Source organism: Kribbella sp. NPDC104740 (assembly GCF_055583505.1).
Map to the genome: position 1 here is coordinate 95,013 of NZ_JBVJNV010000007.1, position 24,748 is coordinate 119,760.

22 protein-coding genes are annotated in these 24,748 nt (G+C 70.6%); 13 read left to right on the forward strand and 9 right to left on the reverse strand.

The annotated features are described in order from the left end of the window. Positions 1-297: 297 nt before the first annotated feature. From ACZ6Z4_RS30920 to ACZ6Z4_RS30955, 8 genes are all read left to right on the forward strand, one after another. Positions 298-1,500, forward strand: a complete 1,203-nt coding sequence (locus ACZ6Z4_RS30920) for an NAD(P)-dependent malic enzyme (RefSeq protein WP_465572175.1) — start codon at positions 298-300, stop codon at positions 1,498-1,500. 42 nt (positions 1,501-1,542) lie between these two features. Next, the gene (locus ACZ6Z4_RS30925) at positions 1,543-2,130 is read left to right on the forward strand and encodes a DUF1349 domain-containing protein (RefSeq protein ID WP_465572178.1); all 588 of its coding nucleotides are present in this window, start codon (positions 1,543-1,545) and stop codon (positions 2,128-2,130) included. 52 nt (positions 2,131-2,182) lie between these two features. After that, complete coding sequence (locus ACZ6Z4_RS30930) at positions 2,183-3,151, forward strand: zinc-binding dehydrogenase (protein WP_465572181.1); 969 nt, start codon at positions 2,183-2,185, stop codon at positions 3,149-3,151. Further along, entirely contained in the window at positions 3,152-3,736 is a 585-nt protein-coding gene (locus ACZ6Z4_RS30935; protein WP_465572184.1) for a GNAT family N-acetyltransferase, read from the forward strand. 27 nt (positions 3,737-3,763) lie between these two features. After that, positions 3,764-4,639: an AurF N-oxygenase family protein gene (locus ACZ6Z4_RS30940; protein ID WP_465572188.1), complete on the forward strand. Its 876-nt coding sequence runs from the start codon at positions 3,764-3,766 to the stop codon at positions 4,637-4,639. A 1-nt stretch (position 4,640) separates the two neighbouring features. Further along, the gene (locus ACZ6Z4_RS30945; protein ID WP_465572191.1) at positions 4,641-5,816 is read left to right on the forward strand and encodes an FAD-dependent oxidoreductase; all 1,176 of its coding nucleotides are present in this window, start codon (positions 4,641-4,643) and stop codon (positions 5,814-5,816) included. A 60-nt stretch (positions 5,817-5,876) separates the two neighbouring features. Beyond that, on the forward strand, positions 5,877-7,445 hold the full coding sequence (locus tag ACZ6Z4_RS30950; RefSeq protein ID WP_465572194.1) for a carboxylesterase/lipase family protein: 1,569 nt from the start codon (positions 5,877-5,879) through the stop codon (positions 7,443-7,445). 136 nt (positions 7,446-7,581) lie between these two features. Continuing rightward, positions 7,582-7,869, forward strand: coding sequence for a WhiB family transcriptional regulator (locus tag ACZ6Z4_RS30955; RefSeq protein WP_465572199.1), 288 nt, complete (start codon positions 7,582-7,584; stop codon positions 7,867-7,869). Between the two features lie 44 nt (positions 7,870-7,913). Here ACZ6Z4_RS30955 and ACZ6Z4_RS30960 read toward each other — a convergent pair whose 3' ends face one another. Continuing rightward, the gene (locus ACZ6Z4_RS30960; protein WP_465572206.1) at positions 7,914-9,146 is read right to left on the reverse strand and encodes a sodium:proton exchanger; all 1,233 of its coding nucleotides are present in this window, start codon (positions 9,144-9,146) and stop codon (positions 7,914-7,916) included. A 114-nt stretch (positions 9,147-9,260) separates the two neighbouring features. Between ACZ6Z4_RS30960 and ACZ6Z4_RS30965 the strand changes: the two genes are divergently transcribed. Both ACZ6Z4_RS30965 and ACZ6Z4_RS30970 read left to right on the forward strand, forming a co-directional pair. Then, positions 9,261-9,614, forward strand: coding sequence for an ArsR/SmtB family transcription factor (locus ACZ6Z4_RS30965; protein WP_363664885.1), 354 nt, complete (start codon positions 9,261-9,263; stop codon positions 9,612-9,614). A 168-nt stretch (positions 9,615-9,782) separates the two neighbouring features. Continuing rightward, complete coding sequence (locus ACZ6Z4_RS30970) at positions 9,783-11,012, forward strand: multidrug effflux MFS transporter (RefSeq protein WP_465572214.1); 1,230 nt, start codon at positions 9,783-9,785, stop codon at positions 11,010-11,012. A gap of 1 nt (position 11,013) precedes the next feature. On the opposite strand, the gene ACZ6Z4_RS30975 is transcribed toward ACZ6Z4_RS30970, so the two are convergent. The 4 genes from ACZ6Z4_RS30975 to ACZ6Z4_RS30990 all read right to left on the reverse strand — a co-directional run bounded on the left by ACZ6Z4_RS30975 (position 11,014) and on the right by ACZ6Z4_RS30990 (position 16,589). Continuing rightward, positions 11,014-11,733, reverse strand: coding sequence for an AAA family ATPase (locus ACZ6Z4_RS30975; RefSeq protein WP_465572217.1), 720 nt, complete (start codon positions 11,731-11,733; stop codon positions 11,014-11,016). Between the two features lie 20 nt (positions 11,734-11,753). After that, positions 11,754-11,930: a DUF6104 family protein gene (locus tag ACZ6Z4_RS30980; RefSeq protein WP_012922754.1), complete on the reverse strand. Its 177-nt coding sequence runs from the start codon at positions 11,928-11,930 to the stop codon at positions 11,754-11,756. A gap of 1 nt (position 11,931) precedes the next feature. Beyond that, positions 11,932-15,771, reverse strand: coding sequence for a multifunctional oxoglutarate decarboxylase/oxoglutarate dehydrogenase thiamine pyrophosphate-binding subunit/dihydrolipoyllysine-residue succinyltransferase subunit (locus ACZ6Z4_RS30985; protein ID WP_465572223.1), 3,840 nt, complete (start codon positions 15,769-15,771; stop codon positions 11,932-11,934). A gap of 413 nt (positions 15,772-16,184) precedes the next feature. Next, complete coding sequence (locus ACZ6Z4_RS30990) at positions 16,185-16,589, reverse strand: DUF3052 domain-containing protein (RefSeq protein WP_465572226.1); 405 nt, start codon at positions 16,587-16,589, stop codon at positions 16,185-16,187. A gap of 48 nt (positions 16,590-16,637) precedes the next feature. Here ACZ6Z4_RS30990 and ACZ6Z4_RS30995 point away from each other — a divergent pair, with 48 nt between their 5' ends. Continuing rightward, on the forward strand, positions 16,638-17,309 hold the full coding sequence (locus tag ACZ6Z4_RS30995) for a FadR/GntR family transcriptional regulator (protein ID WP_363664880.1): 672 nt from the start codon (positions 16,638-16,640) through the stop codon (positions 17,307-17,309). A 208-nt stretch (positions 17,310-17,517) separates the two neighbouring features. Beyond that, positions 17,518-19,098, forward strand: coding sequence for an ABC-F family ATP-binding cassette domain-containing protein (locus ACZ6Z4_RS31000; RefSeq protein ID WP_465572233.1), 1,581 nt, complete (start codon positions 17,518-17,520; stop codon positions 19,096-19,098). 142 nt (positions 19,099-19,240) lie between these two features. Here ACZ6Z4_RS31000 and ACZ6Z4_RS31005 read toward each other — a convergent pair whose 3' ends face one another. Continuing rightward, the gene (locus tag ACZ6Z4_RS31005; protein WP_465572236.1) at positions 19,241-19,942 is read right to left on the reverse strand and encodes an 8-oxoguanine DNA glycosylase OGG fold protein; all 702 of its coding nucleotides are present in this window, start codon (positions 19,940-19,942) and stop codon (positions 19,241-19,243) included. 203 nt (positions 19,943-20,145) lie between these two features. Here ACZ6Z4_RS31005 and ACZ6Z4_RS31010 point away from each other — a divergent pair, with 203 nt between their 5' ends. Next, complete coding sequence (locus tag ACZ6Z4_RS31010) at positions 20,146-21,477, forward strand: neutral zinc metallopeptidase (protein ID WP_465572241.1); 1,332 nt, start codon at positions 20,146-20,148, stop codon at positions 21,475-21,477. A 27-nt stretch (positions 21,478-21,504) separates the two neighbouring features. On the opposite strand, the gene ACZ6Z4_RS31015 is transcribed toward ACZ6Z4_RS31010, so the two are convergent. The 3 genes from ACZ6Z4_RS31015 to ACZ6Z4_RS31025 all read right to left on the reverse strand — a co-directional run bounded on the left by ACZ6Z4_RS31015 (position 21,505) and on the right by ACZ6Z4_RS31025 (position 24,617). Beyond that, positions 21,505-22,470, reverse strand: coding sequence for an aldo/keto reductase (locus ACZ6Z4_RS31015; RefSeq protein WP_465572244.1), 966 nt, complete (start codon positions 22,468-22,470; stop codon positions 21,505-21,507). A gap of 81 nt (positions 22,471-22,551) precedes the next feature. Further along, positions 22,552-23,304 (reverse strand): SDR family NAD(P)-dependent oxidoreductase, encoded by a 753-nt coding sequence (locus ACZ6Z4_RS31020; RefSeq protein WP_465572247.1) that lies wholly within the window; start codon positions 23,302-23,304, stop codon positions 22,552-22,554. Further along, positions 23,301-24,617, reverse strand: coding sequence for an L-fuconate dehydratase (locus ACZ6Z4_RS31025; protein WP_465572250.1), 1,317 nt, complete (start codon positions 24,615-24,617; stop codon positions 23,301-23,303). Before ACZ6Z4_RS31025 ends, ACZ6Z4_RS31020 begins: the two co-directional genes overlap by 4 nt. Between the last annotated feature and the right edge of the window lie 131 nt (positions 24,618-24,748).

Below are 24,748 nucleotides of genomic sequence, written 5' to 3' on the forward strand. Positions count from 1 at the left end.
ACTCCTCGACACTGGTTGTGATCGTCCTGCCGGACGTTACCGGTCAGGATTCCCGCATCCTGACACAGCAGGCAGCGCGCTGTCGGCCGGTAACCGGGGCCGAGACTCGATCGTCACCGCGCCGTTGCCGTGTGGGGGGCCTCACAGATCAGACCAGTGCGGCCTGTGGTTTACTCGTTGCGACGGGTGACCCCCTGGCCACGGCGGTGTTCGACGCACCCTTTCCGAACCGCCACTTGTTGATCACGCTCCGCACACGCCTGCCCGCTGTCCGCCGGGCTGATGAAGGGTCTCCTGATGGTTGCCGAAGCCGTTCCGTCCGAAACTCCCGCCTCCGACCGGTACGCCGGTGACCCGGTCTTCGAGCTGCACCGCGGCGGCAAGATCGAGGTGACCTCGTCGATCCAGGTCCGCGACGCCGACGACCTGTCGATGGCCTACACGCCGGGCGTGGCGCGGGTCTGCACCGCGATCGCCGAGGACCCGGCGCTGGTCCGCACGTACACGTGGAAGTCGAACGTGGTCGCGGTGGTGACCGACGGCACCGCCGTCCTGGGCCTGGGCGACATCGGCCCGGCCGCGGCGCTGCCGGTGATGGAGGGCAAGGCGCTGCTGTTCAAGGAGTTCGGTGGCGTCGACTCGGTGCCGATCGCGCTCGACTGCACCGACGTCGACGAGTTCGTCGACACGGTCGCCCGGATGGCGCCGACGTTCGGCGGCATCAACCTGGAGGACATCTCCGCCCCGCGCTGCTTCGAGATCGAGCGCCGGCTGAAGGAGCGGCTGGACATCCCGGTCTTCCACGACGACCAGCACGGTACGGCGGTCGTCGTACTGGCTGCGCTGCGGAACGCGCTGCGGGTGACGGGGAAGTCGATCTCGGACATCCGGGTGGTGATCTCGGGCGCCGGTGCTGCCGGCGTCGCCTGTGCGCGGATCCTGCTGCAGGCCGGGGTCGGCGACCTCGCGGTCGTCGACAGCAAGGGTGTCCTGCACGAGGACCGCGCCGACCTGTCACCGGTGAAGCTGTCGCTGGCCCGTGACACCAACACCGCTCAGCTCTCCGGGCGCCTGGCCGACGCCCTGGACGGCGCCGACGTCTTCGTGGGCGTCTCCGGCGGGACCGTCCCCGAGGACGCGCTGGCCCGGATGGCGCCGGGCGCGATGATCTTCGCCCTCGCCAACCCGAACCCCGAGGTCCACCCCGACCTCGCCCACCGCTACGCCGCCGTCGTCGCGACCGGGCGTTCGGACTTCCCGAACCAGATCAACAACGTGCTCGCCTTCCCCGGGATCTTCCGGGGCGCCTTCGACGCGGGCGCGACGCGGATCACCGAGGGCATGAAGCTGGCCGCGGCCGAGGCCCTCGCGGACCTGATCGCGCCGGAGGATCTGCGCGCGGACTACATCATCCCGTCGCCGTTCGACGAGCGCGTGGCGCCGGCGGTCGCGAAGGCGGTCGCCGAAGCGGCCCACCGCGAAGGCGTCGCCCGCAGCTGACGTACTCACTGCTGGTTCTCCACCCGGGATAAGGTCTGTCGGGTGGAGAACCGGCGTGCGATCGAGTGGTCCGAGGCGGCCTGGCTGAACGCTCCTGAGGGGGTGCTTGCTGATGGCAACGACCTGGTGGTGTCGGCGCGGGAGGGGAGCGACTTCTGGCGGACGACCAGCTACGGGTTCGTGCACGACGACGGGCACGCGCTGCTGACCGAGTTCCCCCAGGACACGGCGATCGAGGTCGGCTTCGTCGCCGCGTTCGAGGAGCTGTACGACCAGGCGGGGATCCTCGTCCGGGTGGACGAGGAGAACTGGATCAAGGCCGGCGTCGAGTTCACCGACGGGGCTCCTCAGCTGGGCGCTGTGGTGACGCGCGGGGTCTCCGACTGGTCGATGGCGCCGGTCGCCGAGTGGGCCGGGCGTGAGGTGACGATCCGCGTGAGCCGCTCGGGTGACGCGGTGACCGTCCGGGCGCGCGTCGACGACGAGCCGTGGCGCATGGTCCGGCTGGCGCCTCTGGACCCGGGAGCCGAAGCCACCGCGGGACCCATGTGCTGCGCGCCGACCCGGAGTGGGCTGAAGGTGCGCTTCACGTCGTACGCCGTCACCGAGGCGGACGCCGGCCTGCACTGAGCCGGTGACGTTGCTAACTGACGGGCACGGGACCAGCGCCTAGGGTGGGCTCATGCTTGCTGCCTATGCCGCCAAGTTCAACGCCGACGACCCGGTGTCCGCGCTCGAGGTCGGGGAGCGGCCGGAGCCGGTGGCGCAGGACGGGTGGGTGACGGTCGACGTGAAGGCGTCGGCGCTGAACCACCACGACCTGTGGTCGCTGAAGGGGGTCGGGCTGGCGGAGAAGAGTCTGCCGATGATCCTCGGGTGCGACGCGGCGGGGATCGACCAGGACGGCAATGAGGTCGTCGTGCACGCGGTGATCTCCGACCCGGCGTGGAAGGGCGACGAGACGCTCGACCCGAAGCGGTCGTTGCTGAGCGAGCGGTACCAGGGGACGCTGGCCGAGAAGGTCGTCGTCCCGGCGCACAACGTCGTACCGAAGCCGGCTGGGTTGAGCTTCGAGCAGGCTGCTTGTCTGCCGACGGCGTGGCTGACGGCGTACCGGATGCTCTTCACGCAGTCGGGACTGAAGCCGGGTGACACCGTGCTCGTGCAGGGCGCGGGCGGTGGCGTCGCGACCTCGCTGATCACGCTGGCGCGCGCGGCCGGGATCCGGGTGTGGGCGACCAGCCGGGACGAGGGGAAGCGGGCGAAGGCGCTGGAGATCGGCGCGCACGACGTGTTCGAGTCGGGCGCGCGGCTGCCCGAGCGGGTCGACGCGGTGATGGAGACCGTCGGTGAGGCGACGTGGTCGCACTCGCTGAAGTCGCTGAAGCAGGGCGGCACGGTGGTGATCTCGGGCGCGACGTCGGGGCAGGCGCCGAAGTCGGCCGAGCTGAACCGGATCTTCTTCCTGCAGCTGCGGATCCAGGGCTCGACGATGGGAACGCGGCAGGAGCTCGCGGAGCTCGTGCAGTTCATGGCGAACGCCGGGATCTCGCCGCACATCGACACGACGCTTCCGCTGGCCGACGCGCGGACCGGTTTCGCGAAGATGAACGACGGCGACGTCTTCGGCAAGATCGTTTTCACTGTCTAGATGAGCGCGGCGAGCTTCTCGCGCGCCGACGCGGCGCGGGTCGAGATCCGGCGGGCTGAGATCGGCGACGCCGAGGCCGGCGCGTGGTGTCACCTGTTGTGCTGGCAGGAGGCGTACGGCGAGCTACTGGACCCCCAGCGGTTGAAGGAGAAGACGGACCCGGCGGGGATCGGGCGGCGGACCGAACGGTGGATCGGTGCGATCGAGGCGGGCGTTGTCCGTTGGCTGGCCTTCAACCCGGGCCAGGACGTGCCGATTCAGGACCGGGTGATCGGGTTTTCGTCGCCAGGTCCAGGTCGCGATCCCGATGCTCCGACACCACTGGAGCTGTACTCCGTGTACGCCCGGCAGGCCTGGTGGGGGAGCGGGCTCGGGCAGCGGCTGCTCGACGTCGCGATCGGCCGGGAGGCGGCGAGTCTCTGGCTGCTCGAGGGCAACGACCGCGCGCTGGCCTTCTACCGGCGCAACGGGTTCGTCGAGGACGGTGCGCGGGAGGACGAGGAGTTCTTCGGCGTCCCCGAGATCCGGATGGTTCGATCCGCGCAGGAGCCCTTGCCTAATAAGCCAACCAGCATGTTACATTGAGGATGTAACGATGCCGGGAGGTGCTTCATGCACGACACGGACGACACCGCACGACGCCTGCTCGCCTCGGCGGCGCAGCTGTCCCGCGATCCGGAGACCGAGATCGACTGGGACGCGCCGGTCGGCGACGACTACGGCCTGAGCCCGGAGTGGAGCACGCTCTACGCGACGCCGTACTGGGACGAGCTGACCGAGGCGCAGCGCCGCGAGCTGACCAGGCACGAAGCGGCCTCGGTCGCCTCGACCGGGATCTGGTTCGAGCTGATCCTGCAGCAGATGATCCTGCGCGACGTGTACGACGAGAGCCCGGCCAGCGCGGAGTTCCAGTGGGCGCTGACCGAGATCGCCGACGAGTGCCGGCACTCGATCATGTTCGCGAAGGCGTCCGGCCGGCTGGTCGACGCCCGCTACCGGCCGGGGCTGCCGGCGCGCGAGCTCGGGCGCGGTTTCAAGACCGTCGCCACCGGCGCCACGGCGTACGCCGCGATCCTGGTCGCCGAGGAAGTCCTCGACGTGATGCAGCGCGACTGGATGCGGGACCGCCGGGTCGCGCCGCTGGTCCGCACGGTGAACCACATCCATGTCGTCGAGGAGTCGCGGCACATGGTGTTCGCGCGGGAGGAGACCCGGGAGCGGATCGCCGCGGCCGGGCCGGTCCGGCGCTGGATCAGCGCGCTGGTGATCGCGCTCGCGGCGGACATGATCGTCAGCAGCATGGTCAGCCCGGCGGTGTACCGGAACGTGGGCCTCGATGTCGGGAAAGCTGTCACGCTGGCCCGCGGCAACCAGCACCACCGGTCGCTGCTGCGGACGAGCTGCTCGAACTTGATGGACTTCCTGGCCGAGGTCGGCTTGCTGACGCCGGCCGCGCGGCGGGTGTACCGGCGGACCGGGCTGCTCTGAGATGACCTACGCGATCAGCGGCGAGTGCTGCTCGGACGCGAGCTGCGTCGCGGTCTGCCCGATGAACTGCATCCACCCGTCGCCGGGGGAGCCGGGCTTCGGGACGACCGACGGGCTGTACGTCGACCCGCGAGCCTGCATCGACTGCGGGGCCTGCGCCGACATCTGCCCGGTCGACGCGGCCAAGCCCGCGGACCGCTCGGCGCCGGTCGACGTACAGCTGAACGCGTCGTACTACCGCGAACGCCCGCCGCTCGACGGCCTCGACCTCGACACCTGGGAGCCGCCGCGCTTCGACCCTTGGTCGAACGGCCCGCGCCGGGTCGCGGTGGTCGGCGCCGGGCCGGCGGGGATGTACGCGACACGGGAGCTGCTGCAGCGCAGTACGGCGGAGATCACGCTGTTCGACCGTCTGCCGGTGGTCGGCGGCCTCGCGCGGTACGGCGTCGCGCCCGATCACCCGCTGACGAAGCAGATCGTCGAGACGTTCGAGCGGATCGCCGCGCACCCTCGCGTGCACTGGCGCCCCGGTACGTCGGTGACGGTGGCCGAGCTCGAGGGCCGGTACGACGCGGTGGTGCACGCGTCGGGGTCGTCCGAGAGCCGGCGGCTCGGCCTCCCGGGCGAGCTGACCGCGGACGGGATCGTTGCCTGGTACAACGGGCGCCCGGGGGCGCGGCGGCCTGAGCTGAAGGGGCCCCGGGCCATCGTCGTCGGCAACGGCAATGTCGCCCTCGACCTCGCTCGCCTGTTGCCCACCCTCCCCGGCACCGGCATCACCGAGGTGCTGGTCCTGGGTCGCCGGGGACCGGAAGCTGCCGCCTACACCGCTTCGGCGTACCGGGAAGTCGAAGGCAGGAAGGAGATCGTCTTCCGGTACGGCGTGACGCCGGCCGGCTGGGACGAGCGCGGCCTGACCACCGCCACCGGCGAACTGATCCCCGCCGGCACCTTGGTCTCGGCGATCGGCTTCACCGGCCGGCCGATCGAAGGACTGCCCTTCGACGAGACGCTGGGCGTCGTGCCGAACGTCGGCGGCGCGGTCGTCGGCCGGCCCGGCCACTTCGTCACCGGCTGGATCAAGCGCGGCGCCCAGGGCGGAATCGGCGTGAACAAGGCGTGCGCGCAGGAGACCGTGCGCACCCTGCTGACCGTCGGCGTACCGCAGCCGGCGTAGCACGGGATACCGCCGCTGGGCGATGCCTCGACCCAGGGCGGCTCGGCACCATCGGCTGGTATGAAACCATTCCGAAGAACCGCAGCAGCACTGCTTTGCCTGACCGTTCTCGGCGCGTTCGCCCCACCCGCCGAGGCCGCGACCGAGCTGGTCCGGATCGACACCGGACTGCTCCACGGCCGGACGACGCCGACCGGTCTCCAGGTCTTCGAGGGCATCCCGTACGCCGCCCCGCCGACCGGCACCCTGCGCTGGTCCGCACCCCGCCCGCCCACGGCCTGGTCCGGCGTTCGCGACGCGACGCGGCCGGGCCCGATCTGTCCGCAGGCCGGATGGTCCGCCGGCGGCCCGACCGTCGACGGTGCCGAGGACTGCCTGACCCTCAACGTCTGGACCCCGCCACGCGCTGAGCTGCGCGGCGGCGCGCCGGTGCTGCTGTTCCTGCACGGCGGCGGGTTCACCAGCGGTGCCGGGTCGCTGTACGACCCTTCCGAGATGGTTGCGCGGGGCAACATCGTGGTGACCGTCAACTACCGCCTCGGCGCGCTCGGATTCCTCCGCCACCCGGGGATGCGCGACCGCGCCGCCGGGAACTTCGGGCTGGCCGACCAGCAGCAGGCGCTGCGCTGGGTCCAGCGCAACGCCCGCGCGTTCGGCGGTGACCCGCGCCGGGTGACGCTGTGGGGCGAGTCGGCCGGAGCGTTCAGTGTGTGCGCGCAGCTCGTTTCCCCGCAGGCGCGTGGGCTGTTCGCGCGGGCGATCGTGCAGAGTGCGCCCTGCGTGAACGACCTGCTGCCGGCGCGCACCGCGGAGCTCCGGGCGGTGCAGACCGCGGCCGGGGTCGGCTGCTCCGATCCGCGGACCGCCGTGGATTGTTTGCGGGCCAAACCGTTTCAGCAGCTCACCGGACTCGGGGACGACAGCAGCCTGGACCGCCGGACCACCGACCGGTCCTGGCTGCCCACGGTCGGCACCAGCGTGCTGCCGTTTCAGCCGCGGGTGGCGCACCTGGCCGGGCTCGCGGCCGCCGTACCGGTTCTGCAGGGCGGCACCAAGGACGAGATGCGGTCCTTCGTCGGAAGCCGGTACGACGAAGCGGGGCGGCCGGTCACCGCCGAGCAGTACCCGCAGATCGTCCACTACCTGTACGGCGACGCCACCGCGAAGGTCCTTGCCGCGTACCCGGCGGCGGCGCATCCGACGCCGAGCCTCGCCCTCGCGCAGGTGCTGACCGACGAAGGACTCCTGCTCGGCGCCTGCTCACAGCTCCGGGCGAACGACCTGATGCGCCGCCGCGCGCCGGTCTACGCGTACGAGTTCGCCGAACCGCGGACGCCGCGGCCGGGGGAGTTCCCGTACGGGGCGCACCACGGCGTCGAGATGCCGTACTTCTTCGCGAGCACCGACCCCGGCCCGTGGCAGCCGCCGCCGCTCACCCCCGCGCAGCGCGAGCTGTCCGGACGGCTGCTCGACCAGTGGTCGGCGTTCGCGCGCGGCGGCGATCCCGGCTGGGCGCCGTACCGGCGGGACGTCGTCCGGTCGGTCGGCGTCGCGTCGACCGGCCCGGTGAACCTGCGCGGCACGCACCACTGCGACCTGTGGGACAAGGTGTCAGCGGCACCGATGTGACACCGCGCGGCGCCGACGTTTCACGTTGGAAACATCGGCGTCGCACCGGGGCAACGAGCCGGGCGCAAGCTGATCGGGTCCGCGGGAAACCCCCGCGGATCCGGTCCGCCCGACCGGACGACGAGCAGGAGGGCCCATGAGGCCGACCTTGACGGTGATCGCCGACCCCGCCGACCGCTGGATGTCGAAGGCCGCGTGCGTCGGCATGTCCCCGGCGTACGACGAGACCGCCACCCAGTGGGAGCAACGCAAAGCCCAGGCGATCTGCCTGACCACCTGCCCGGTCCTCGAGGAGTGCCGCGCCTGGGCCCGCCGAATTAAGTTCACCGGCACCGCGGCCGGCGAGAAGTTCCTCGACGGCCGCCGCCGGGGCCGCCCCGGCCCCGCCGATCGTCGCCGCACGCCGGACCAGCAAGCCAGCTGACAGCACGAGGGCCCGCGGACGCATCCGCGGGCCCTCGGCAACGCTCAGACCCCGACGAGCTCGTCCGTGCGCTCCTCGGCGGTCTTCTTCGTGCGGCGGAACGGGTCGGTGAGGACCGGGATGATCTCGCGGCGGTGGTGAACGAACGCGGCGATCGCCAGTACGGCGTACACGCCGGAGATGACGTAGCGACCGGTCTGGCCCGGGACGGCGAACTGGACGGCGAAGAGCGCGAGCAGCGTCCACGCCGCCCAGCGCGGGAAGCGCAGGGCCAGCAGGATCGCGATGCCCAGCATCGTCTGCGTTGCCGTCAGCAAGAACTCCTCGACCTGGCGGCCGTCCAGGTGCAGCGCGGCGGGGCCGCCGCCGAGGCCGTAGGCGATCGGGAGGCTGCCGATCAGCAGGGTCCACTGGTTCACCTTGGCGGAGATCAGCAGGCCGAGCGCCGCGGCGCCCTTGCCGCGCCAGGCGAACAGGAGGGCGACGATGAACTCGGGGGCCTCCGACGCCAGCGGCGCGAGCCACTGGACCAGGAGGAACTGGTCGATGCCCAGCGCGTGCCCGCCCTCGACGAGCGAGTCGGCGAACGGTTCGGCGGAGAACAGGATGATCGTCGCGGCCGCCACGAACATGGTGATGACCGTGATCCGGCGCTGCACCTTCGGCAGGCCGCCGATCCGCGCGGCCGGGCCGACCAGGTCGGGCTCGTCGCCGTGCTCGCTCGCCGCGGCGCGCCACAGGTAGTACGCGAAGAAAGCGAGCAGCGCGATGCCGAGGACCAGGTGGATCTGGCCGGTCAGCGGGATGATGAACGCGACCACGCCGGCGATCAGCAGGAAGCCGAGCTCACGCTTGTAGCCCGAGTCGAGCACAAGCGCCTTGACGGTCCGCCCGCTGCGCTTGCTGGCGACGTACAGGCTGACCAGGACGACGCTGGACCAGCCGAGGCCGAGCAGGAGCCGGTTCGAGCCGGTCATGTTGGCGGCGGCGTACTGGACGTACTCCGGGTTGCTGCCGGCGGTGTGGGCGAAGTAGAGGTCCACCGCGTACTCCGGGAGCACGGCGATCACCGCGAGCAGCGCGATCGCGAGCCCGCCGGAGATGTCCATCTCGGCGGCCTCCGCGGCCCAGGCCAGCACGAACGACGCGGCGACGACGCCGAGGCCGAAGACCAGGATGCCGAGCGGGGCGAACGGGTGGGTGCCGGTCAGCCGCAGGACGACCGCGGGGATCGCCACGGCGAGAAGGAGCAGTACGGGGCGGAAAGCTCTTGCCATGCCTCCAGGCTGCCATCGTTTCGATACTTTCGCAATTGCGAAAGTGTGAGACCGTGCTCACCCTCGGCCTGCCGACTCCCCAGGACCCGCTCGACCGGTCACAATGACCGCGAGATGACGACCTTCCCCGAACCGACGAAGGCGCAGCTGGAGTCCGCCGCCGGCACCTTCGCGATGCTGTCCGCCCCCGTCCGGCTGCATCTGGTCTCACTGGCCGCCCAGGGCGAGTACGACGTCGGCACGCTCGCCGACCGCGTCGGCGTCAGCATCGCCACCGCCAGCCAGCACCTCGGCAAACTCCGCCTGGCCGGCATCATCACCGCCCGCCGCGAGGGCCGCCGCCACATCTACACCGTCGACGACCCGCACGTGCTGAACCTGGTCGACCAGATCTTCGAACACATCGCCCCGGACGGCTCACTCGCGCCGGACCCACCACGGAGAACCCGGCCGCCGCACGCCGACTGAGTCCACAGAGTGGATCGGCGGCGCGGCCGGGAATAGCGGACGCCGGCGGGCAGTTGCTGATGGCTGGCGACAGCGACGTCGCGCCCTGTTGGCCTGCCGATTTTCGAGGAACCCATGGCGATCTCCGATCCTCCGATCACGTCCGCCGATTCCATCCAGCAGCAGCCGGTGATTCGTCCGCTCGGGCGGATCAGGCTGGTCCTGACGCTCGGGTTCATCGTGGCGCTGGGCCCGTTGACCATCGACATGTACCTCCCGGCGCTGCCGACCATCACCACCGATCTCGCCGCCTCCGAGACGGCGATCCAGTTCACCCTGACCGGCACCTTCGCGGGCCTCGCGCTCGGGCAACTGCTGGTGGGCCCGCTGTCCGACACTGTCGGGCGGCGACTGCCGTTGATCGCTGGCGCAGGCCTGCACGTGCTCGCCTCCGTGCTCTGCGCGATCTCGCCGAACGTCGAGACGCTCTCGGTCTTCCGGATCCTGCAGGGCGTCGGTGCCGCCGCCGGGTCCGTGGTCGCGCTGGCGATCGTCCGCGACCTGTACGTCGGCCGCGCGGCCGCCACGCTGTTGTCGAGACTGATGCTGGTGATCGGCGTCGCCCCCGTGTTCGCCCCCACCGTCGGCGGCGCCCTGCTGGTAGTGCTGCCGTGGCAGGGCGTGTTCGGCGTACTGGCCGTGCTCGGTGTCGCGCTGATGCTGCTGGTGACGTTCACTCTGCCGGAGACGCTGCCGAAGGCCGGCCGCCGCCCGTTCGGCCTGGCGCAGATCGCTGGTACGGCGGGCCAGCTGGTCCGCGACCGCGTCTTCGTCGGCCTCACCCTCGTCGCCGGCCTCGCGATGACCGGCGTGTTCGGGTACGTCGCGGGAGCGTCGTTCGTGTTCCAGGAGCAGTTCGGTGTCAGCAGCCAGACCTTCGGGCTGCTGTTCGGTGTCGGCGGGCTCCTGCTCGTCGCCGCGACCCAGCTCAACCCGGTGCTGCTGAAGCGCTGGGAGCCCGAGCAGGTGCTCACCGCAGGTGCGGTCCTCGCAGCACTGGCCGGCGTAGCGCTGCTGCTCACTGCCACGCTCAGCCTGGGCGGTCTGATCGGCATCCTCATCCCGGTCTGGGCAGCGCTGTTCGCCGCCAGCCTGGCGCTGCCGAACGCGCCCGCCCTGGCGCTGTCCCGCCACGGCGAAGCAGCCGGTACGGCGGCCGCCCTGCTGGGCGCTGTGCAGTTCGGGATCGGCGCGATCGCCGCACCGCTGGTCGGTGCCCTCGGCACCGACGCGGTAGCGATGGCCGTAGTCATGTCGGCCGGTCTGGCGCTCTCCCTGATCACCCTGCTCGCAGTGGTCAGGCCCTGGCAGCCCGGCGTACAGGCGACCACCACCGAGCCGGTAGTGGTCGTCCACTGAGCTAGAGCACGTGGCGCAGGTACTGCTCGGGGTGCTGCAGGTAGGCGCGCCAGTTCTGCACCAGCTGCAAGTCTTCCCACTCCGTACGACGGATGCCCCACTCGCCGACCTCCAGGATCGTCGCCCCGGGGAGGGCGGCGATCACGGGGGAGTGGGTCGCGCACAGCACCTGTGACTTGGTATCGGCGAGCTGCTTCAGGACGCCGACCACCGCGAGGCTCGACGAGAAGGACAGCGCCGACTCCGGCTCGTCCAGGCAGTAGAAGCCGCGGCGGGTGAAGCGGGACTCGATCAGGGTCAGGAAGCTCTCGCCGTGGCTCATCCGGTGGAATGCGATGTCGCCGTGGTTGTTCGGGTTGTCCTCCAGGTAGGAGTAGAACCCGTGCATCGTCTCCGCGCGCAGGAAGAACCCGGCCCGGGCGGCACCCGCGCCGCGGGTCAGCTGGATCTCCTCCGACAGCGGTGACTCGGTGACGCGCGTGGTCAGCCGCGCGCCCGTCGAGCCGCCCTCCGGCGACATCCCGAACGCGACCGCGATCGCCTCGACCAGCGTCGACTTCCCGGCGCCGTTCTCACCGACCAGGAACGTCACCCCCGGCCCGAGGTCCAGCCCGTCGGCCAGCACCTGCCGGACGGCGGGAATCGTGTGCGGCCACTCCCCGGACGCACGAATGCCCTCCGCCGCGGCAACCCGTCGTACGGGATGGTCGGCGAAGGGCATTCGCTCACACTACAAAACGACTAGTCGTCCTCGTCGTCCAACCGCGCGAGCCAGGTGGCGAACCGCTCGATCGGCGTCTCGAACTCGGGGTTCAGGTCGACGAACTCACGCAGCCGCTCGGCCACCCAGGCCAGCGAGACATCCTCCTCGCCGCGCCGGCCCTCGAGCTCCTCGATCCCTCGGTCGGTGAAGTACACGTCAGCTGAACGCCTGCTTCAGCAGCGTCTGCTGCTCGGCCTGGTGCGCGCCCATCGAGCCCACCGACGTCGCCGACATGGCCGGCCGGGACACCCGGTAGAACGGCTTGCCGCCCAGGTGCTCGGTCAGGTTCAGCGCCATGAACGGCCACGGGCCCTGGTTGGCCGGCTCGTCCTGCACCCAGCGGACCTCGGTCGCGTTCGGGTACTTCGCGAGCTCGGCCTTGATCTCCTCGGCCGGCAGCGGGTAGAGCTGCTCGACCCGGATCACCGCGGTGCTGATCTTGTCGGTCTCGGTCTTCTTGCGCTCCGCGAACAGGTCGTACGCGATCCGGCCGGACGACAGGATCACCCGGTCGACGGTGGCCGAGGCGGCCTCGGCCTCCGCGTCCCCGAGCACCGGACGGAACGTGCCGCTGGTCAGCTCCTCCGGCTGCGACACCGCTTCCTTGCGCCGCAGCAGCTGCTTCGGCGTGAAGACGATCAGCGGGTTGTGCTCCTCGCCGAGGGTGTGCCGGCGCAGCAGGTGGAAGTACGACGCCGGCGTCGACGGCTGCGCGACGGTCATCGCGTTCTCGGCGCACAGCGCCATGAACCGCTCGATCCGCGCCGAGGAGTGGTCCGGGCCCTGGCCCTCGTAGCCGTGCGGCAGCAGCAGCACGACCCCGGACTTCTGGCCCCACTTCGCCTCACCGGCCGAGATGTACTCGTCGATGATCGACTGGGCGCCGTTCACGAAGTCACCGAACTGCGCCTCCCACAGGGTCAGCGCGTCCGGCCGGGCCACCGAGTAGCCGTACTCGAAGCCGAGCGCGGCGTACTCGCTGAGCAGCGAGTCGTAGACGTAGAAGTTCGCCTGCTCCTCGTCCAGGTTCTGCAGCGGGACGTGGTCCTGGCCGTTGACCCGGTCGATGACGGCCGCGAACCGCTGCACGAAGGTGCCGCGGCGGCTGTCCTGACCGGCGAGCCGGACCGGGCGGCCGGCCAGCAGCAGCGAACCGAACGCCGTCATCTCCGCGCTGGCCCAGTCGACCGGGCCCTGCGTGATCGCGGCGGCGCGACGCTGCAGCTGCGGCATCACCTTCGGGTGCGCGGTGAAGCCCTCCGGCAGCGTGGTGTACGCGTCGGCGATCTTCTTCAGCACCTCGGGCGTGGTCGCGGTCGCGTCCGGGCCCTCCGGCTTGTCCGGGTAGACCGGGACGGTGACGTACGGCGCCGGGGTGTCCGGCTGGCTCTTCGCCTCGCGGACCTCGGTGAACACGCGCTCCAGCCGCTGCTGGAAGTCGCGCATCGCCTGCTCGGCCTCCTCGACGGTGATGTCGCCACGGCCGATCAGGGCCTCGGTGTAGAGCTTGCGCACCGAACGCTTCTGCTCGATCAGGTCGTACATCAGCGGCTGCGTGAACGACGGGTCGTCGCCCTCGTTGTGACCGCGGCGGCGGTAGCAGACCAGGTCGATGACGACGTCCTTGTTGAACGCCTGCCGGTACTCGAAGGCCAGGTCGGCGACCCGGACACAGGCCTCGGGGTCGTCGCCGTTCACGTGGAAGATCGGCGCCTGGACCATCCGGGCCACGTCGGTGCAGTACATCGACGAGCGCGACGAGGCCGGCGAGGTGGTGAAGCCGACCTGGTTGTTGACGATCACGTGGATGGTGCCACCGGTGCGGTACCCGCGCAGCTGCGACAGGTTCAGCGTCTCGGCCACGACGCCCTGGCCGGCGAAGGCCGCGTCACCGTGGACGAGGACCGGCAGCACCGGGAACGCGGCGCCCTGGTCGAGGATGTCCTGCTTGGCCCGGACGATGCCCTCGAGGACCGGGTCGACGGTCTCCAGGTGCGACGGGTTGGCCGCCACCGACACCTTGATCTTGTCGCCGAACTCGCTGACGAACTCGCCCTCGGCGCCCAGGTGGTACTTGACGTCACCGGAGCCCTGGACCGTGCGCGGGTCGATGTTGCCGTCGAACTCGCGGAAGATCTGCCCGTACGACTTGCCGACGATGTTGGCCAGCACGTTCAGCCGGCCGCGGTGCGCCATCCCGATCACGACCTCGTCGAGGCCGGCGCCGGCGGCCTCCTCGCAGATCTCGTCGAGCAGCGGGATGGTGGTCTCGCCACCCTCCAGCGAGAACCGCTTCTGGCCGACGTACTTGGTCTGCAGGAAGGTCTCGAACGCCTCGGCCTCGTTCAGCTTGGCCAGGATCCGCAACTGCTCCTCGCGCGGCGGCTTGGTGTGCGGCCGCTCGATCCGCTCCTGCAGCCACTTGCGCTGCTCGGGGTCCTGGATGTGCATGTACTCGATGCCGGTGGTCCGGCAGTACGAGTCCCGCAGGATGCCGAGGATCTCGCGCAGCTTCATGAACCGGCGGTCGGTCGCCGCACCGAACGAGCCGGTGGCGAACTCGCGGTCCAGGTCCCACAGGGTCAGGCCGTGGGTCGCGACGTCGAGGTCGGGATGGCTGCGCTGCTTGTACTCCAGCGGGTCGGTGTCGGCCATGATGTGGCCGCGCACGCGGTAGGCGTGGATCAGCTCCAGGATCCGGGCCTGCTTGCTGATGTCCTCCTCGTGGCTGTGCGGGAGGTCGGCGGCCCAGCGGATCGGCTCGTACGGGATCCGCAGGCTCTGGAAGATCTCGTCGTAGAACCCCTCGGCACCGAGCAGCAGCTGGTGCAGGCGGCGCAGGAACTCACCCGACTGGGCGCCCTGGATGATCCGGTGGTCGTACGTCGAGGTCAGCGTCATCACCTTGCTGACCGCGAGCTTGGCCATCGTCTCCTCGGCCGCACCCTGGTACTCGGTCGGGTACTCCATCGCGCCGACGCCGATGATCGTGCCCTGGCCGCTCATCAGCCGCGGCACCGAGTGCTGGGTCCCGATCGTGCCCGGATTGGTCAGGCTGATCGTGGTGCCCTGGAAGTCCGGCAGCGCGAGCTTGTTGTCGCGGGCCCGGCGGACGATGTCCTCGTAGGCCATCCAGAACTCGGCGAACGTCATCGTCTCGGTCGCCTTGATCGACGGCACCAGCAGCTGCCGGGTGCCGTCGGGCTTCTGCATGTCGATGGCCAGGCCGAGGTTGATGTGCTCGGGCTGGACCAGCGTCGGCTTGCCCTCGGTCTCGTCGTACGACGCGTTCATCTCCGGCAGCGTCTTGAGCGCCTTGACCAGCGCCCAGCCGACCAGGTGGGTGAACGAGATCTTGCCACCACGAGCGCGCTTGAGGTGGTTGTTGATGACGATCCGGTTGTCGATCAGCAGCTTGACCGGGACCTGGCGGACGCTGGTCGCGGTCGGGACCTGGAGGCTGATCTCCATGTTCTGGGCCGTCCGGGCCGGGGCACCGCGCAGGATCTTGCGCTCCGCGTCCGCGCTGGTGGCGGGTGCGGGCTTGGGCTGCGCGCTGGGCGGTTGGTTCACCGTTCCTCCGGTCGGGGCGCCGCCGGCCGCGGGCGCGGTCTGCTGCTGGGCCGCTGCTGCGGGCTTGGTCTGGGCTGGCTGGGACTGGTTCTGCGCCGCCGTCGTCGCGGCGGGCGCGGCCGGGGCCGGCGTCGTCGCGGCGGCCTGCGCGGCCGGCTTGCTGGCGGCCGGCGCGGTCGCCGCCGTACCGCGGCCGGCGGCCTCCGGGGTCTTGTTGTCGGACACCGCATCGGGTCGGGGAGCGTCGGCCGGGGCGGTGTTCACCGGCTTCGCGTCACCCGGGGTGTAGTCCTTGAAGAAGTCCAGCCACGCGGGATCCACCGACTTGGGATCCTGCTGGTACTTCTCGTACATCTCGTCGACCAGCCATTCGTTCGCTCCGAAGGCTGCAAGGGGATTTGTGTCTGATGGCTCGGTGGCCACTGGGCAGTTCGCCTCTTCCGATTGCGGGTCCGGTACCACTGTTATGACTACAGGAGTTATGGGGTGCTCCCGAGCCAAGGCTAATAGCACCGGCAACCGATCTACAGCCCGGGACCACCGGACCAGTGTGTCGAGTGGTTGCGCCACGGCGAGTTGATCGATCGAGCCCTGGAACACTGTGGATTCGGGTGTTTCAGCGTCGTTGCCCCCGGCCCCGCTCCCGGTGCCGCCGTCGCGGGTCGGTGGGACTGCCGGAGACGTTGCAGAGGTGGGGTTCCAGGCGTGGCTCGGGGCTGTTCCGGAGTACCGGCTACGCCTGGGCGTGCACAGTATGCAACTGCGCGGACGCCGGTCGTGATGACCGGCTGTGCACAGAAGTGTGGCCAACGTCACGCAGCGGATCAGTCCAGTTCTCAGCGATTGGCCAGCCGCCGGACCAGTTTCAGGCCCGACCAGGTGGCGTCGACCGCGCACACCTTCACGTCCACCACGCCGAGCGGCAGCGCGAGCTCGCGGACGCCGTTCTCGTCCAGGTCCGTCGGTACGCCGGACGAGCGCTTCGGCCAGGCCACCCAGATCATCCCGTTCGTGGCGGTCTTGGCGAGGAGCTGGGGGAGGCGTTGCGCGAGCCGCTTGCGGTCCGCGCAGAAGGTGAGCGTGAGGTCCAGCTCGGCGCGGCCCGGGCGGGTCAGCGGGGTGACGCCGCCGGGCAGACCCTCGATCACGAAGCCCTCCGGCGCGCGGTCGAGCAGTACGGCGTACCCGGGCTCGATCCCGAGCTTGGCCGCCAGCGGTTTGCCGGAGTAGCCAGTCACCACGGTTCGAGGATACGAGCGGGTGGGCGACCTCGGCGGCATACTGATCCGATGGCGCTGACGGACGAGGCGATCGTCAAGATCAAGGAGATGATCACCTCCGGCGAGCTGGGCCCGGGCGACCGGCTGCCCAAGGAGGCGGATCTGGCTGCCCGGCTCGGCCTGTCGCGGAACTCGCTGCGCGAGGCGGTCAAGGCGCTGACGCTGGTCAACGTGCTCGACGTCCGGCACGGCGACGGCACCTACGTGACCAGCCTGACCTCCGCGCACCTGCTCGACGCGCTCAGCTTCATGGTCGACCTGCACCGCGACGACTCGGTCCTGCAGTTCTTCGAGGTACGCCGGTTGCTCGAGCCCGGGGTCGCCGCGCTGGCGGCCGCGCGGATCACTGGTGAGCAGCTGACGGCGCTGAGGTTGCTGACGAGTGATCTGTCGCCTGGCGCCGAGGTCGACGAGTTGGTGGCGAACGATCTGCGCTTCCACCGGGGGATCGCTGAGGCGACAGGCAACGCGGTCGTCTGCTCGCTGCTGGACGGGGTGTCGGGCGCTACTCAGCGGGCGCGGATCTGGCGAGGTGTCACCCAGGCCGGCGCCGTCGAGCGGACGCTGGCCGAGCACACCGCGATCCTCGACGCGCTCGAGCAGCGCGACGCGGAGGCCGCGCGGGCGTGGATGACCGCCCATATCGCCGGCGTCGAAAGCTGGCTCCGCAAAGCACCGTAGCTCCGGGGCGTCGGCCGCTCTGACCCCACTCCCCTCCGCCCCTTCGGGTGCTTAATCCGTTGCAGTGGCGGCGCGAAGGCCGTTAGCGTTGGGGTGTCTTGTCGTCCACGTCAGGGGTGCGGGTTGTCGTACTGAGATCTCTCTTCAGCAGCGGTTGATCGCCACCGGTCGGTGCGCGGTCTCGTTCGAGATCTCGGAGTACACCCTGATGACTGCCTCTTTGACGTGCAACGACCTCTACTTCGCCTGGCCCGACGGTGACGTGCTGTTCGACGGGCTGACGTTCGCGGCCGGTCCGGCGCGCTCGGGTCTGGTCGGCCGCAACGGCGCCGGCAAGTCCACGCTGCTGCGGCTGATCGCCGGGCGGCTCACCCCGCAGCGCGGCGCGATCCGCGTCAGTGGCGAGCTGGCCTACCTCCCGCAGGACCTCACCCTCGACACCTCGCTGCGCGTCGACGCGGCGCTCGGGATCGCCGACGTCCGTACGGCGATCGCCGCGATCGAGTCCGGCGACGCCTCCGACGCCAACTTCGCCCGCGTCGGCGACGACTGGGACGTCGAGGAACGCGCCGAGGCGATGCTCGGCAAGCTCGGCCTCGGCGCGATCGGCCTCGACCGCTCGGTCGGCGAGCTGTCCGGCGGCGAGACGATCCTGCTCGGCCTCGCCGCCGAGCTGCTGAGGCGGCCCGGCGTCCTGCTGCTCGACGAACCCACCAACAACCTCGACCTGCGCGCCCGGCGGCACCTGTACGACGCGGTCGACGCGTTCCGCGGCGCCCTGCTCGTGGTCAGCCACGACCGCGAACTGCTCGACCGCGTCGACCAGATCGGCGAGCTCCGCAAGGGCGACCTGACCTGGTACGGAGGCAACCTCACGGCGTACGAGGAAGCCGTCGCCGTCGAGCAGGAGGCCGCCGAACGGATGATGCGCGTTGCCGAGTCCGACCTGCGACGGCAGAAGCGCGAGCTGATCGAGGCACGCACGAAGATCGAGCGCCGCCAGGCAGGCGGGCGGCGGGCCTTCGAGAGCGGCAGCGTGTCGAAGATGGCCGCGGGCGCGATGAAACGGTCGTCGCAGGTGTCCGCGGGCAAGCACCTCGGCATGCACGGCGACCGCATCGAGGCGGCGCAGGACGCGCTGGCCGAAGCCGAACTGAAGATCCACGACGACGACCACATCCGCGTCGACCTCCCCGCCACGGCCGTTCCCGCGGGCCGCATCGTGCTGCGCCTCGACGACCTCGTCCTCCGCACCGGCCTGCACGTGTCGCTGGAGATCCGGGGCCCCGAACGCATCGCCCTGGTCGGCCCGAACGGCGCCGGCAAGTCCACCCTGCTCCACGCCGTCACGTCCGCGGACCTGCCGTTGGTCCCCGCCCGCCTCCTGCCCCAACGCCTGGACCTCCTCCAGGACGACCTCTCGATCGCCGACAACCTGGCGATCCTTGCCCCCGGCACCGACAACAACGACCGCCGCGCCCGCCTGGCCCGCTTCCTCTTCCGCGGCCGCGCGGCCGATCAACCCGTCCACACCCTCTCCGGCGGCGAACGCTTCCGAGCCACCCTCGCCGCCCTGCTCCTGGCCGAGCCGCCCCCACAACTCCTGATGCTCGACGAACCCACCAACAACCTCGACCTCGCCAGCACAGCCCAACTCCAGGACGCCCTGTCGTCGTACCAGGGCGCACTGGTGGTCGCCAGCCACGACCTCCCGTTCCTGAGAAGCCTGTCGATCACCCGCTGGCTGTCCATCGAAGACAACCAGCTCCAAGAGATCGAGGCCCTCTGATGAGAAGAGCCGGCAGCCTCCACTGCATCCGGCGGGATCCTGCTCAGGCGCCTCCCCGGGCGACCAGCAAAGCTCCGGCGCGGCGGCGGACTGATCCGTGGCCGGTCATTCCGCATCCGCATTACTCCCACCGGGGACCGCGCTAGCTTCCTCCGTTGTGCTCGAACAGCACCCACTCCAGGTCGGCCGCCTTCTCCAACTTTAAGTCGGCCGACCACTGGTGGAGCGCTTCGACGTACGCGCGGTACCGCTTCGCTCGGCGGTGGGACCCGGCGAGATCGATCGTGCTTCGCTTGAGCGTCTTGTTGAGCGTGCGGAAGACCCGGTCGTCGAGGATCAGCGGCTGCCAGCTGCGGCCCTCCGTGACTCCCGCGAAGGCGAACCACTTGGTGAAGAACGACCGCCCGACCCTGGGCAGGTTCCACGCGCGGTAGACGTTCTCGAGCGATCCGTCGGCGAGTTCTTGGATCGCTCGGAGGTCGAGCGCCGTCCGACGCAGCACCGCGTGCGCCCGCGCGGGGTCGGCGATCGCCTCGCGGGTGTTGTAAAGCCCGCGTCCGCTGTTCGCGTTCCCCCAGGCCATCACCAGGACGAAGGCCTGCAGGACCTGCAGTTCGTTGTCGGGATCCATCGCCGCGCAGGCTGCGTGGACCTCAGGTCTGCCGATCTTTCGCTGGTCGCCGTCGGCAGTCCCCGCGGTGGTCAGCAGGCCGGCGTACTCCGGGTTAGCCGGCAAGTACCTCGCCCAGGTCGCCGGTCGGATCTCGACCGGCTTCTGCTCACGCCGATTCATTGCGACGAGGGCTGCCAAGCCGTCCGGCTGCTGCATGTTCCGCTCTGACATGCACGGGAACCTATGCCGGTGCCGCCCCGAGGTACAGGGCTCGGACGAGGCTCGGGCCGGAACCCGTCGGCGACGAAGTCCGCGCCGGCACCTGCAGACCAAGTCGCGCTGGACCAGGCCCGTTCCGCGTGACCGGCCTGGCCCCTCGCGCTTTTAAGATCTGGGAGATCGGTCGCGGGGACCGACCTGGGCGAAGGAGTCGCATGTCTGGTCCTCAGTACCCTTCGCCGCAGGGGCAGCCTCCGCAGCAGTGGGGACCGGGCGGGCAGAATCCGCAGCAACCGGGGCCGCCGCAGTATGGGCCGCCGGGACAGCCGCAGTACGGGGCCGCCGGGCAGCAGCCGTACGGCGGCGCGCCGGGCCAGGCGCAGTACGGGCCGGGTGGGCAGCAGCCGTCGTACGGCCCGCCTGGGCAGCAGCCTCCGTACGGCCCGCCTGGGCAGCAGCCGCAGTACGGGCCTCCGGGGCAGCAACCGCCGTACGGGCCGCCGCCTCAGCAGTGGGGGACGCCGCCGGGGCAGCAGCAGTTTGGGTGGGGGCCGATGCCTGCGCCGCCGAAGAAGCGGCGGGGGGCTGGGATCGTGGTGCTGGCTGTGGTCGGTGGGTTGGCGGTTCTCGCGGCCGTGGTGATCGGGGTGGGGTTCTCGCTCGCGGGGAAGGCCGACTCGTCGGCGACTCCGCCGGTGGCTCAGCCGACGTACGAGCCGACGGCGGACGAGCCTGAGGTGCCGACGGCAACGAACGCGCCGCCGACCACCAGGCCGACGGCGACCAGGCCGACCGCGACGAAGCCGACGCAGAAGCCGCCGCCGCGGCTCACGCCGTACCAGATCGCGGCGACGAACAAGCTGTACCGGACCGGGACGCAGGCCTCGGTCGGCTGCCGGGAGTCGCGGGCCGGGCTCGGGAACCAGGCTGCCTCGCTGGCGTACTACCGCTCGATGCGAGCCTGCATGGATCGCGCTTGGCGGCGCCAGGTGACCGCGGCCGGGTACCAGTTCCGGCCGCCGGGGCTGATCTCGATTGCCACCAACGGGAGCTCGCCGTGCGGCACCGCCGTGCAGGCACTGGCGTTCTACTGCCCGACGAACCACACCATGTACATGAAGGCCGACCTGGACATCCAGTACTGGCGGCAGTCGCAGACGTTCAGCCGGGCGGTCGGGTCGCACGCGGCGGCGCACGAGTACGGTCACGCGGTGCAGGAGCTGACCGGGATCCTGCGGGCGCAGCGGCGCATGGCCTACGACGCGCCGACCCGCGCGGCCGCGCTGGAGACGGAGCGCCGGCTCGAGCTCCAGGCGTCCTGCTTCGGCAACCTGTTCCTCGGCGCCAACAAGAACAGCTACCCGATCCGCGGCGCACTGCGCACCCAGTGGCTGTACGTCGTCAACAACACCGGCGACCGGGCCGACACGGGCGCGCGCGACCACGGCAGCACCCGTAACCACGGCGCCTGGTCCAGGCGGGCGTTCGACCGCCCGAACCTGGCGCTGTGCAACACGTTCACCGCACCGTCGTCCTCGGTGAGCTGACCGCCGTACGCCGTAAACCGCAACCCGTCAGCTCGGCGTCGGCGCGTCCTCCCGCAGCAGCCCGGCCGACTTCAGATCCGACCAGAACGCCGCAGGCACCTCCACCCGCGACAACGCCGCGTTGGCGTGCACCTCCGCCGCCGACCGGCACCCGACAGCGATCCCCGCAACCGCAGGGTGGAACAACGGAAACGCCAGCGCCGCGGACGGCAGCGTGATCCCGTGCGCCTCGCAGACGTCGGCGAGCTGGTTGGCCTTGTCGATCAGCGGTTGTGCGGCGGGCGCGTAGTTGAAGGTCGCGTCGGACGACGGCCGCGGCTGCGCCATCAGGCCGGAGTTGAAGACGCCGACGGCGATCACCTGGGTGTCGTTGTCGAGGCAGGCCGGGAGGATGTCGTCGAGCCCGTCGGGGTCGATCAGCGTGTAGCGCCCGGCCAGCATGATCACGTCGACGTCGACCTCGCGGACGAAACGCGTGAGCATCGCCGACTGGTTCATCCCGGACCCGATCGCGCCGATCACGCCCTGCTCGCGCAGCTCGATCAGCGTCGGGAAGGCGGTCGCGACGGCTTCCTCGTAGTGGTCGTCCGGGTCGTGCACGAACACGATGTCGAGCCGGTCGGTGCCGATCCGGCGCAGCGAGTCCTCGATGCTCGCGAGAACGCCGTCGCGGCTGAAGTCCCAGCGCCGGCGCCGCTTCGAGGTGACGGCGAAACCCTCGCCGTCGGCCTCGTCGCTGTCGGCCTCGTAGATGATTCGGCCGACCTTGCTGGACAGCGTGTACTCATCGCGCGGCTTCCCGGCCAGGCCGGCGCCGAGGCGTTCCTCGGCGAGGCCGAGGCCGTAGTGCGGCGCGGTGTCGTAGAACCGCCAGCCCTCCTCCCAGGCCGCCTCGATGGTCGCCTTCGCGTCGTCGTCCGAGATCGGCGTGAACAGCCCGGCCAGCGGCGCACCGCCCAGACCGATCCGCAGGTCCGTGGGGAAGATCTTCACAGGCAGGTCACCTTTCGGACGGGAGCCAGACAGACAGTACGCCGATCAGCCGCGCCGGCGCGCCGGGGCGCGTGGCGCCGATCAGTTCCGCACCGCGGGCAGCCGCAGGTTCTGCATGCCGCCGTCCACCGCCAGCGCCGTACCGGTGGTCGACCCCGACAACGGACTCGCCAAGTACACGATCGCCTGCGCGACCTCGTCGGCCGACACCAGCCGCCCCATCGGCTGCCGGGCCTCCAGCGCCGCCCGCTCCGCCTCCGGGTCGGTCGCGGAGTCGAGCAGCCGCCCGACCCACGGCGTGTCCGCCGTACCGGGGTTCACGCAGTTCACCCGCACGCCCTCGCGCACGTGATCCGCGGCCATCGCCATCGTGAGCGCCAGCACCGCGCCCTTGCTCGCGCTGTAGACCGCGCGGTTCGGCAGCCCGGCCGTGGCAGCGATCGAGCACGTGTTGACGATCGCCGCCGCCGACGACCGCCGCAGGTACGGCAGCACCGCCCGTGTCACCCGCGCGATCCCGACCACGTTCACGTCGAGGACCCGGTGCCACTCCTCGTCGTCGTTCGCGGTGACGTTGCCCTGGGCACCGATTCCGGCGTTGTTGACCAGGATGTCGATGCCGCCCAGCCGCAGCGCCGCCGAGGCGACCGCGTCCCGGACCGACTGGTCGTCGGTGACGTCCGCGGCGATCCCGTTCAGCGGGGCCGCGACGTCGGGTTTGATATCGAAGACCACCACCTCGGCGCCGCGCGCGGCCAGCTGGGTCGCGGCGGCCAGGCCGATGCCCGACGCGCCACCGGTGACCACGGCCTTGAGGCCGGCGAAATCCGTCACTTCGACTGCTCCTTCGATTCGGTCCACACCACACCCTGCGGGAAGCGGAAGTCGCGCAACGTTTCTGCCGACATCTCCGCGCTGTACCCGGCCCGGACCGGCGCGACGTAGTGCCCCGCCTCGATCACCACCGGGTCGAGAAAGTGCTCGTGCAGGTGGTCGACGTACTCGATCACCCGCTGGTCCGTACTACCACTGACCGCGACCAGGTCGAACATCGACAGGTGCTGGACGAGCTCGCAGAGCCCGACCCCGCCCGCGTGCGGGCAGACCGGGATCCCGAACTTCGCGGCCAGCAGCAGGATCGCGATGTTCTCGTTCACGCCCGCGACGCGCGCGGAGTCGATCTGCAGGAACTCCAGCGACCCGGCCTGCAGCAGCTGCTTGAAGACGACCCGGTTCTGCACGTGCTCGCCGGTGGCGACCCGGATCGGCGCGATCCCCCGCGCGATCGCGGCGTGCCCGAGGATGTCGTCGGGACTGGTCGGCTCCTCGACCCACCACACGTCGTACGGCGCCAGCGCCTTGACCCAGGCGATCGCGTCGGCGACGTCCCAGCGCTGGTTCGCGTCGATCGCGATCCGCACGTCCGGGCCGACGGCCTCGCGGGCCAGTCGCATCCGGCGGACGTCGTCGTCGAGGTCGGCGCCGACCTTCAGCTTGATCTGGGTGAACCCGTCGGCGACCGCCTCGCGGCACAGCCGGACCAGCTTCTCGTCGTCGTACCCGAGCCAGCCGGGCGTCGTCGTGTACGCCGGGTAGCCGCGCTCGCGGAGCAGCTCCTCGCGCTCGGCGCGGCCCGGTTCGGCCTTGCGCAGGATCTCCAGCGCCTCGTCGCGGGTGAGCGCGTCGGTCAGGTACCGGAAGTCGACCAGGTCGACGATCTGCTCCGGGGTCAGGTCGGCCAGCAGCTTCCACAACGGGACGCCGGCCCGCTTGGCGGCCAGGTCCCAGACCGCGTTCACGACCGCGCCGATCGCCATGTGCATGACGCCCTTCTCCGGGCCCAGCCAGCGCAGCTGCGAGTCGTGCACGAGCGACTTCCAGAACCCGCCGAGGTCGTTCAGCGTCGCGTCGACGTCGAGCCCGACGACGTGGTCGCGGAGCGCCTCGATGGCCGCGGTCTGGACGTCGTTGCCGCGGCCGATGGTGAACGCGAAGCCGTGCCCCTCCAGCCCGTCCCCGGCGTCGGTGCGCACGATCAGGTACGCCGCGGAGTAGTCCGGGTCGGCGTTCATCGCGTCGGAGCCGTCCAGGTCCCGCGAGGTGGGGAAGCGGACGTCGTACGTCTCGAACTCGGTGAAGCGCGGCATAGAGGACCCGTTCTTTGGTGCGGAGGCGGAACGCAGGGACTGCTTGTCAGAGATCCTATAGGATATGTGGCATCGCCGTCACGGGTTTCGGGAAGCGCTTCACAGCGAACGGCTAGAGTCGTCGCCGTGGC

Bases quoted from the DNA above. Each gene is read 5' to 3' on its own strand.
- ACZ6Z4_RS30920 (WP_465572175.1), top strand. From the start codon at position 298: ATGGTTGCCGAAGCCGTTCCGTCCGAAACTCCCGCCTCCGACCGGTAC.
- ACZ6Z4_RS30930 (WP_465572181.1), top strand. From the start codon at position 2,183: ATGCTTGCTGCCTATGCCGCCAAGTTCAACGCCGACGACCCGGTGTCC.
- ACZ6Z4_RS30935 (WP_465572184.1), top strand. From the start codon at position 3,152: ATGAGCGCGGCGAGCTTCTCGCGCGCCGACGCGGCGCGGGTCGAGATC.
- ACZ6Z4_RS30940 (WP_465572188.1), top strand. From the start codon at position 3,764: ATGCACGACACGGACGACACCGCACGACGCCTGCTCGCCTCGGCGGCG.
- ACZ6Z4_RS30945 (WP_465572191.1), top strand. From the start codon at position 4,641: ATGACCTACGCGATCAGCGGCGAGTGCTGCTCGGACGCGAGCTGCGTC.
- ACZ6Z4_RS30950 (WP_465572194.1), top strand. From the start codon at position 5,877: ATGAAACCATTCCGAAGAACCGCAGCAGCACTGCTTTGCCTGACCGTT.
- ACZ6Z4_RS30955 (WP_465572199.1), top strand. From the start codon at position 7,582: ATGAGGCCGACCTTGACGGTGATCGCCGACCCCGCCGACCGCTGGATG.
- ACZ6Z4_RS30960 (WP_465572206.1), bottom strand. From the start codon at position 9,146: ATGGCAAGAGCTTTCCGCCCCGTACTGCTCCTTCTCGCCGTGGCGATC.
- ACZ6Z4_RS30965 (WP_363664885.1), top strand. From the start codon at position 9,261: ATGACGACCTTCCCCGAACCGACGAAGGCGCAGCTGGAGTCCGCCGCC.
- ACZ6Z4_RS30975 (WP_465572217.1), bottom strand. From the start codon at position 11,733: ATGCCCTTCGCCGACCATCCCGTACGACGGGTTGCCGCGGCGGAGGGC.
- ACZ6Z4_RS30995 (WP_363664880.1), top strand. From the start codon at position 16,638: ATGGCGCTGACGGACGAGGCGATCGTCAAGATCAAGGAGATGATCACC.
- ACZ6Z4_RS31000 (WP_465572233.1), top strand. From the start codon at position 17,518: ATGACTGCCTCTTTGACGTGCAACGACCTCTACTTCGCCTGGCCCGAC.
- ACZ6Z4_RS31005 (WP_465572236.1), bottom strand. From the start codon at position 19,942: ATGTCAGAGCGGAACATGCAGCAGCCGGACGGCTTGGCAGCCCTCGTC.
- ACZ6Z4_RS31010 (WP_465572241.1), top strand. From the start codon at position 20,146: ATGTCTGGTCCTCAGTACCCTTCGCCGCAGGGGCAGCCTCCGCAGCAG.
- ACZ6Z4_RS31025 (WP_465572250.1), bottom strand. From the start codon at position 24,617: ATGCCGCGCTTCACCGAGTTCGAGACGTACGACGTCCGCTTCCCCACC.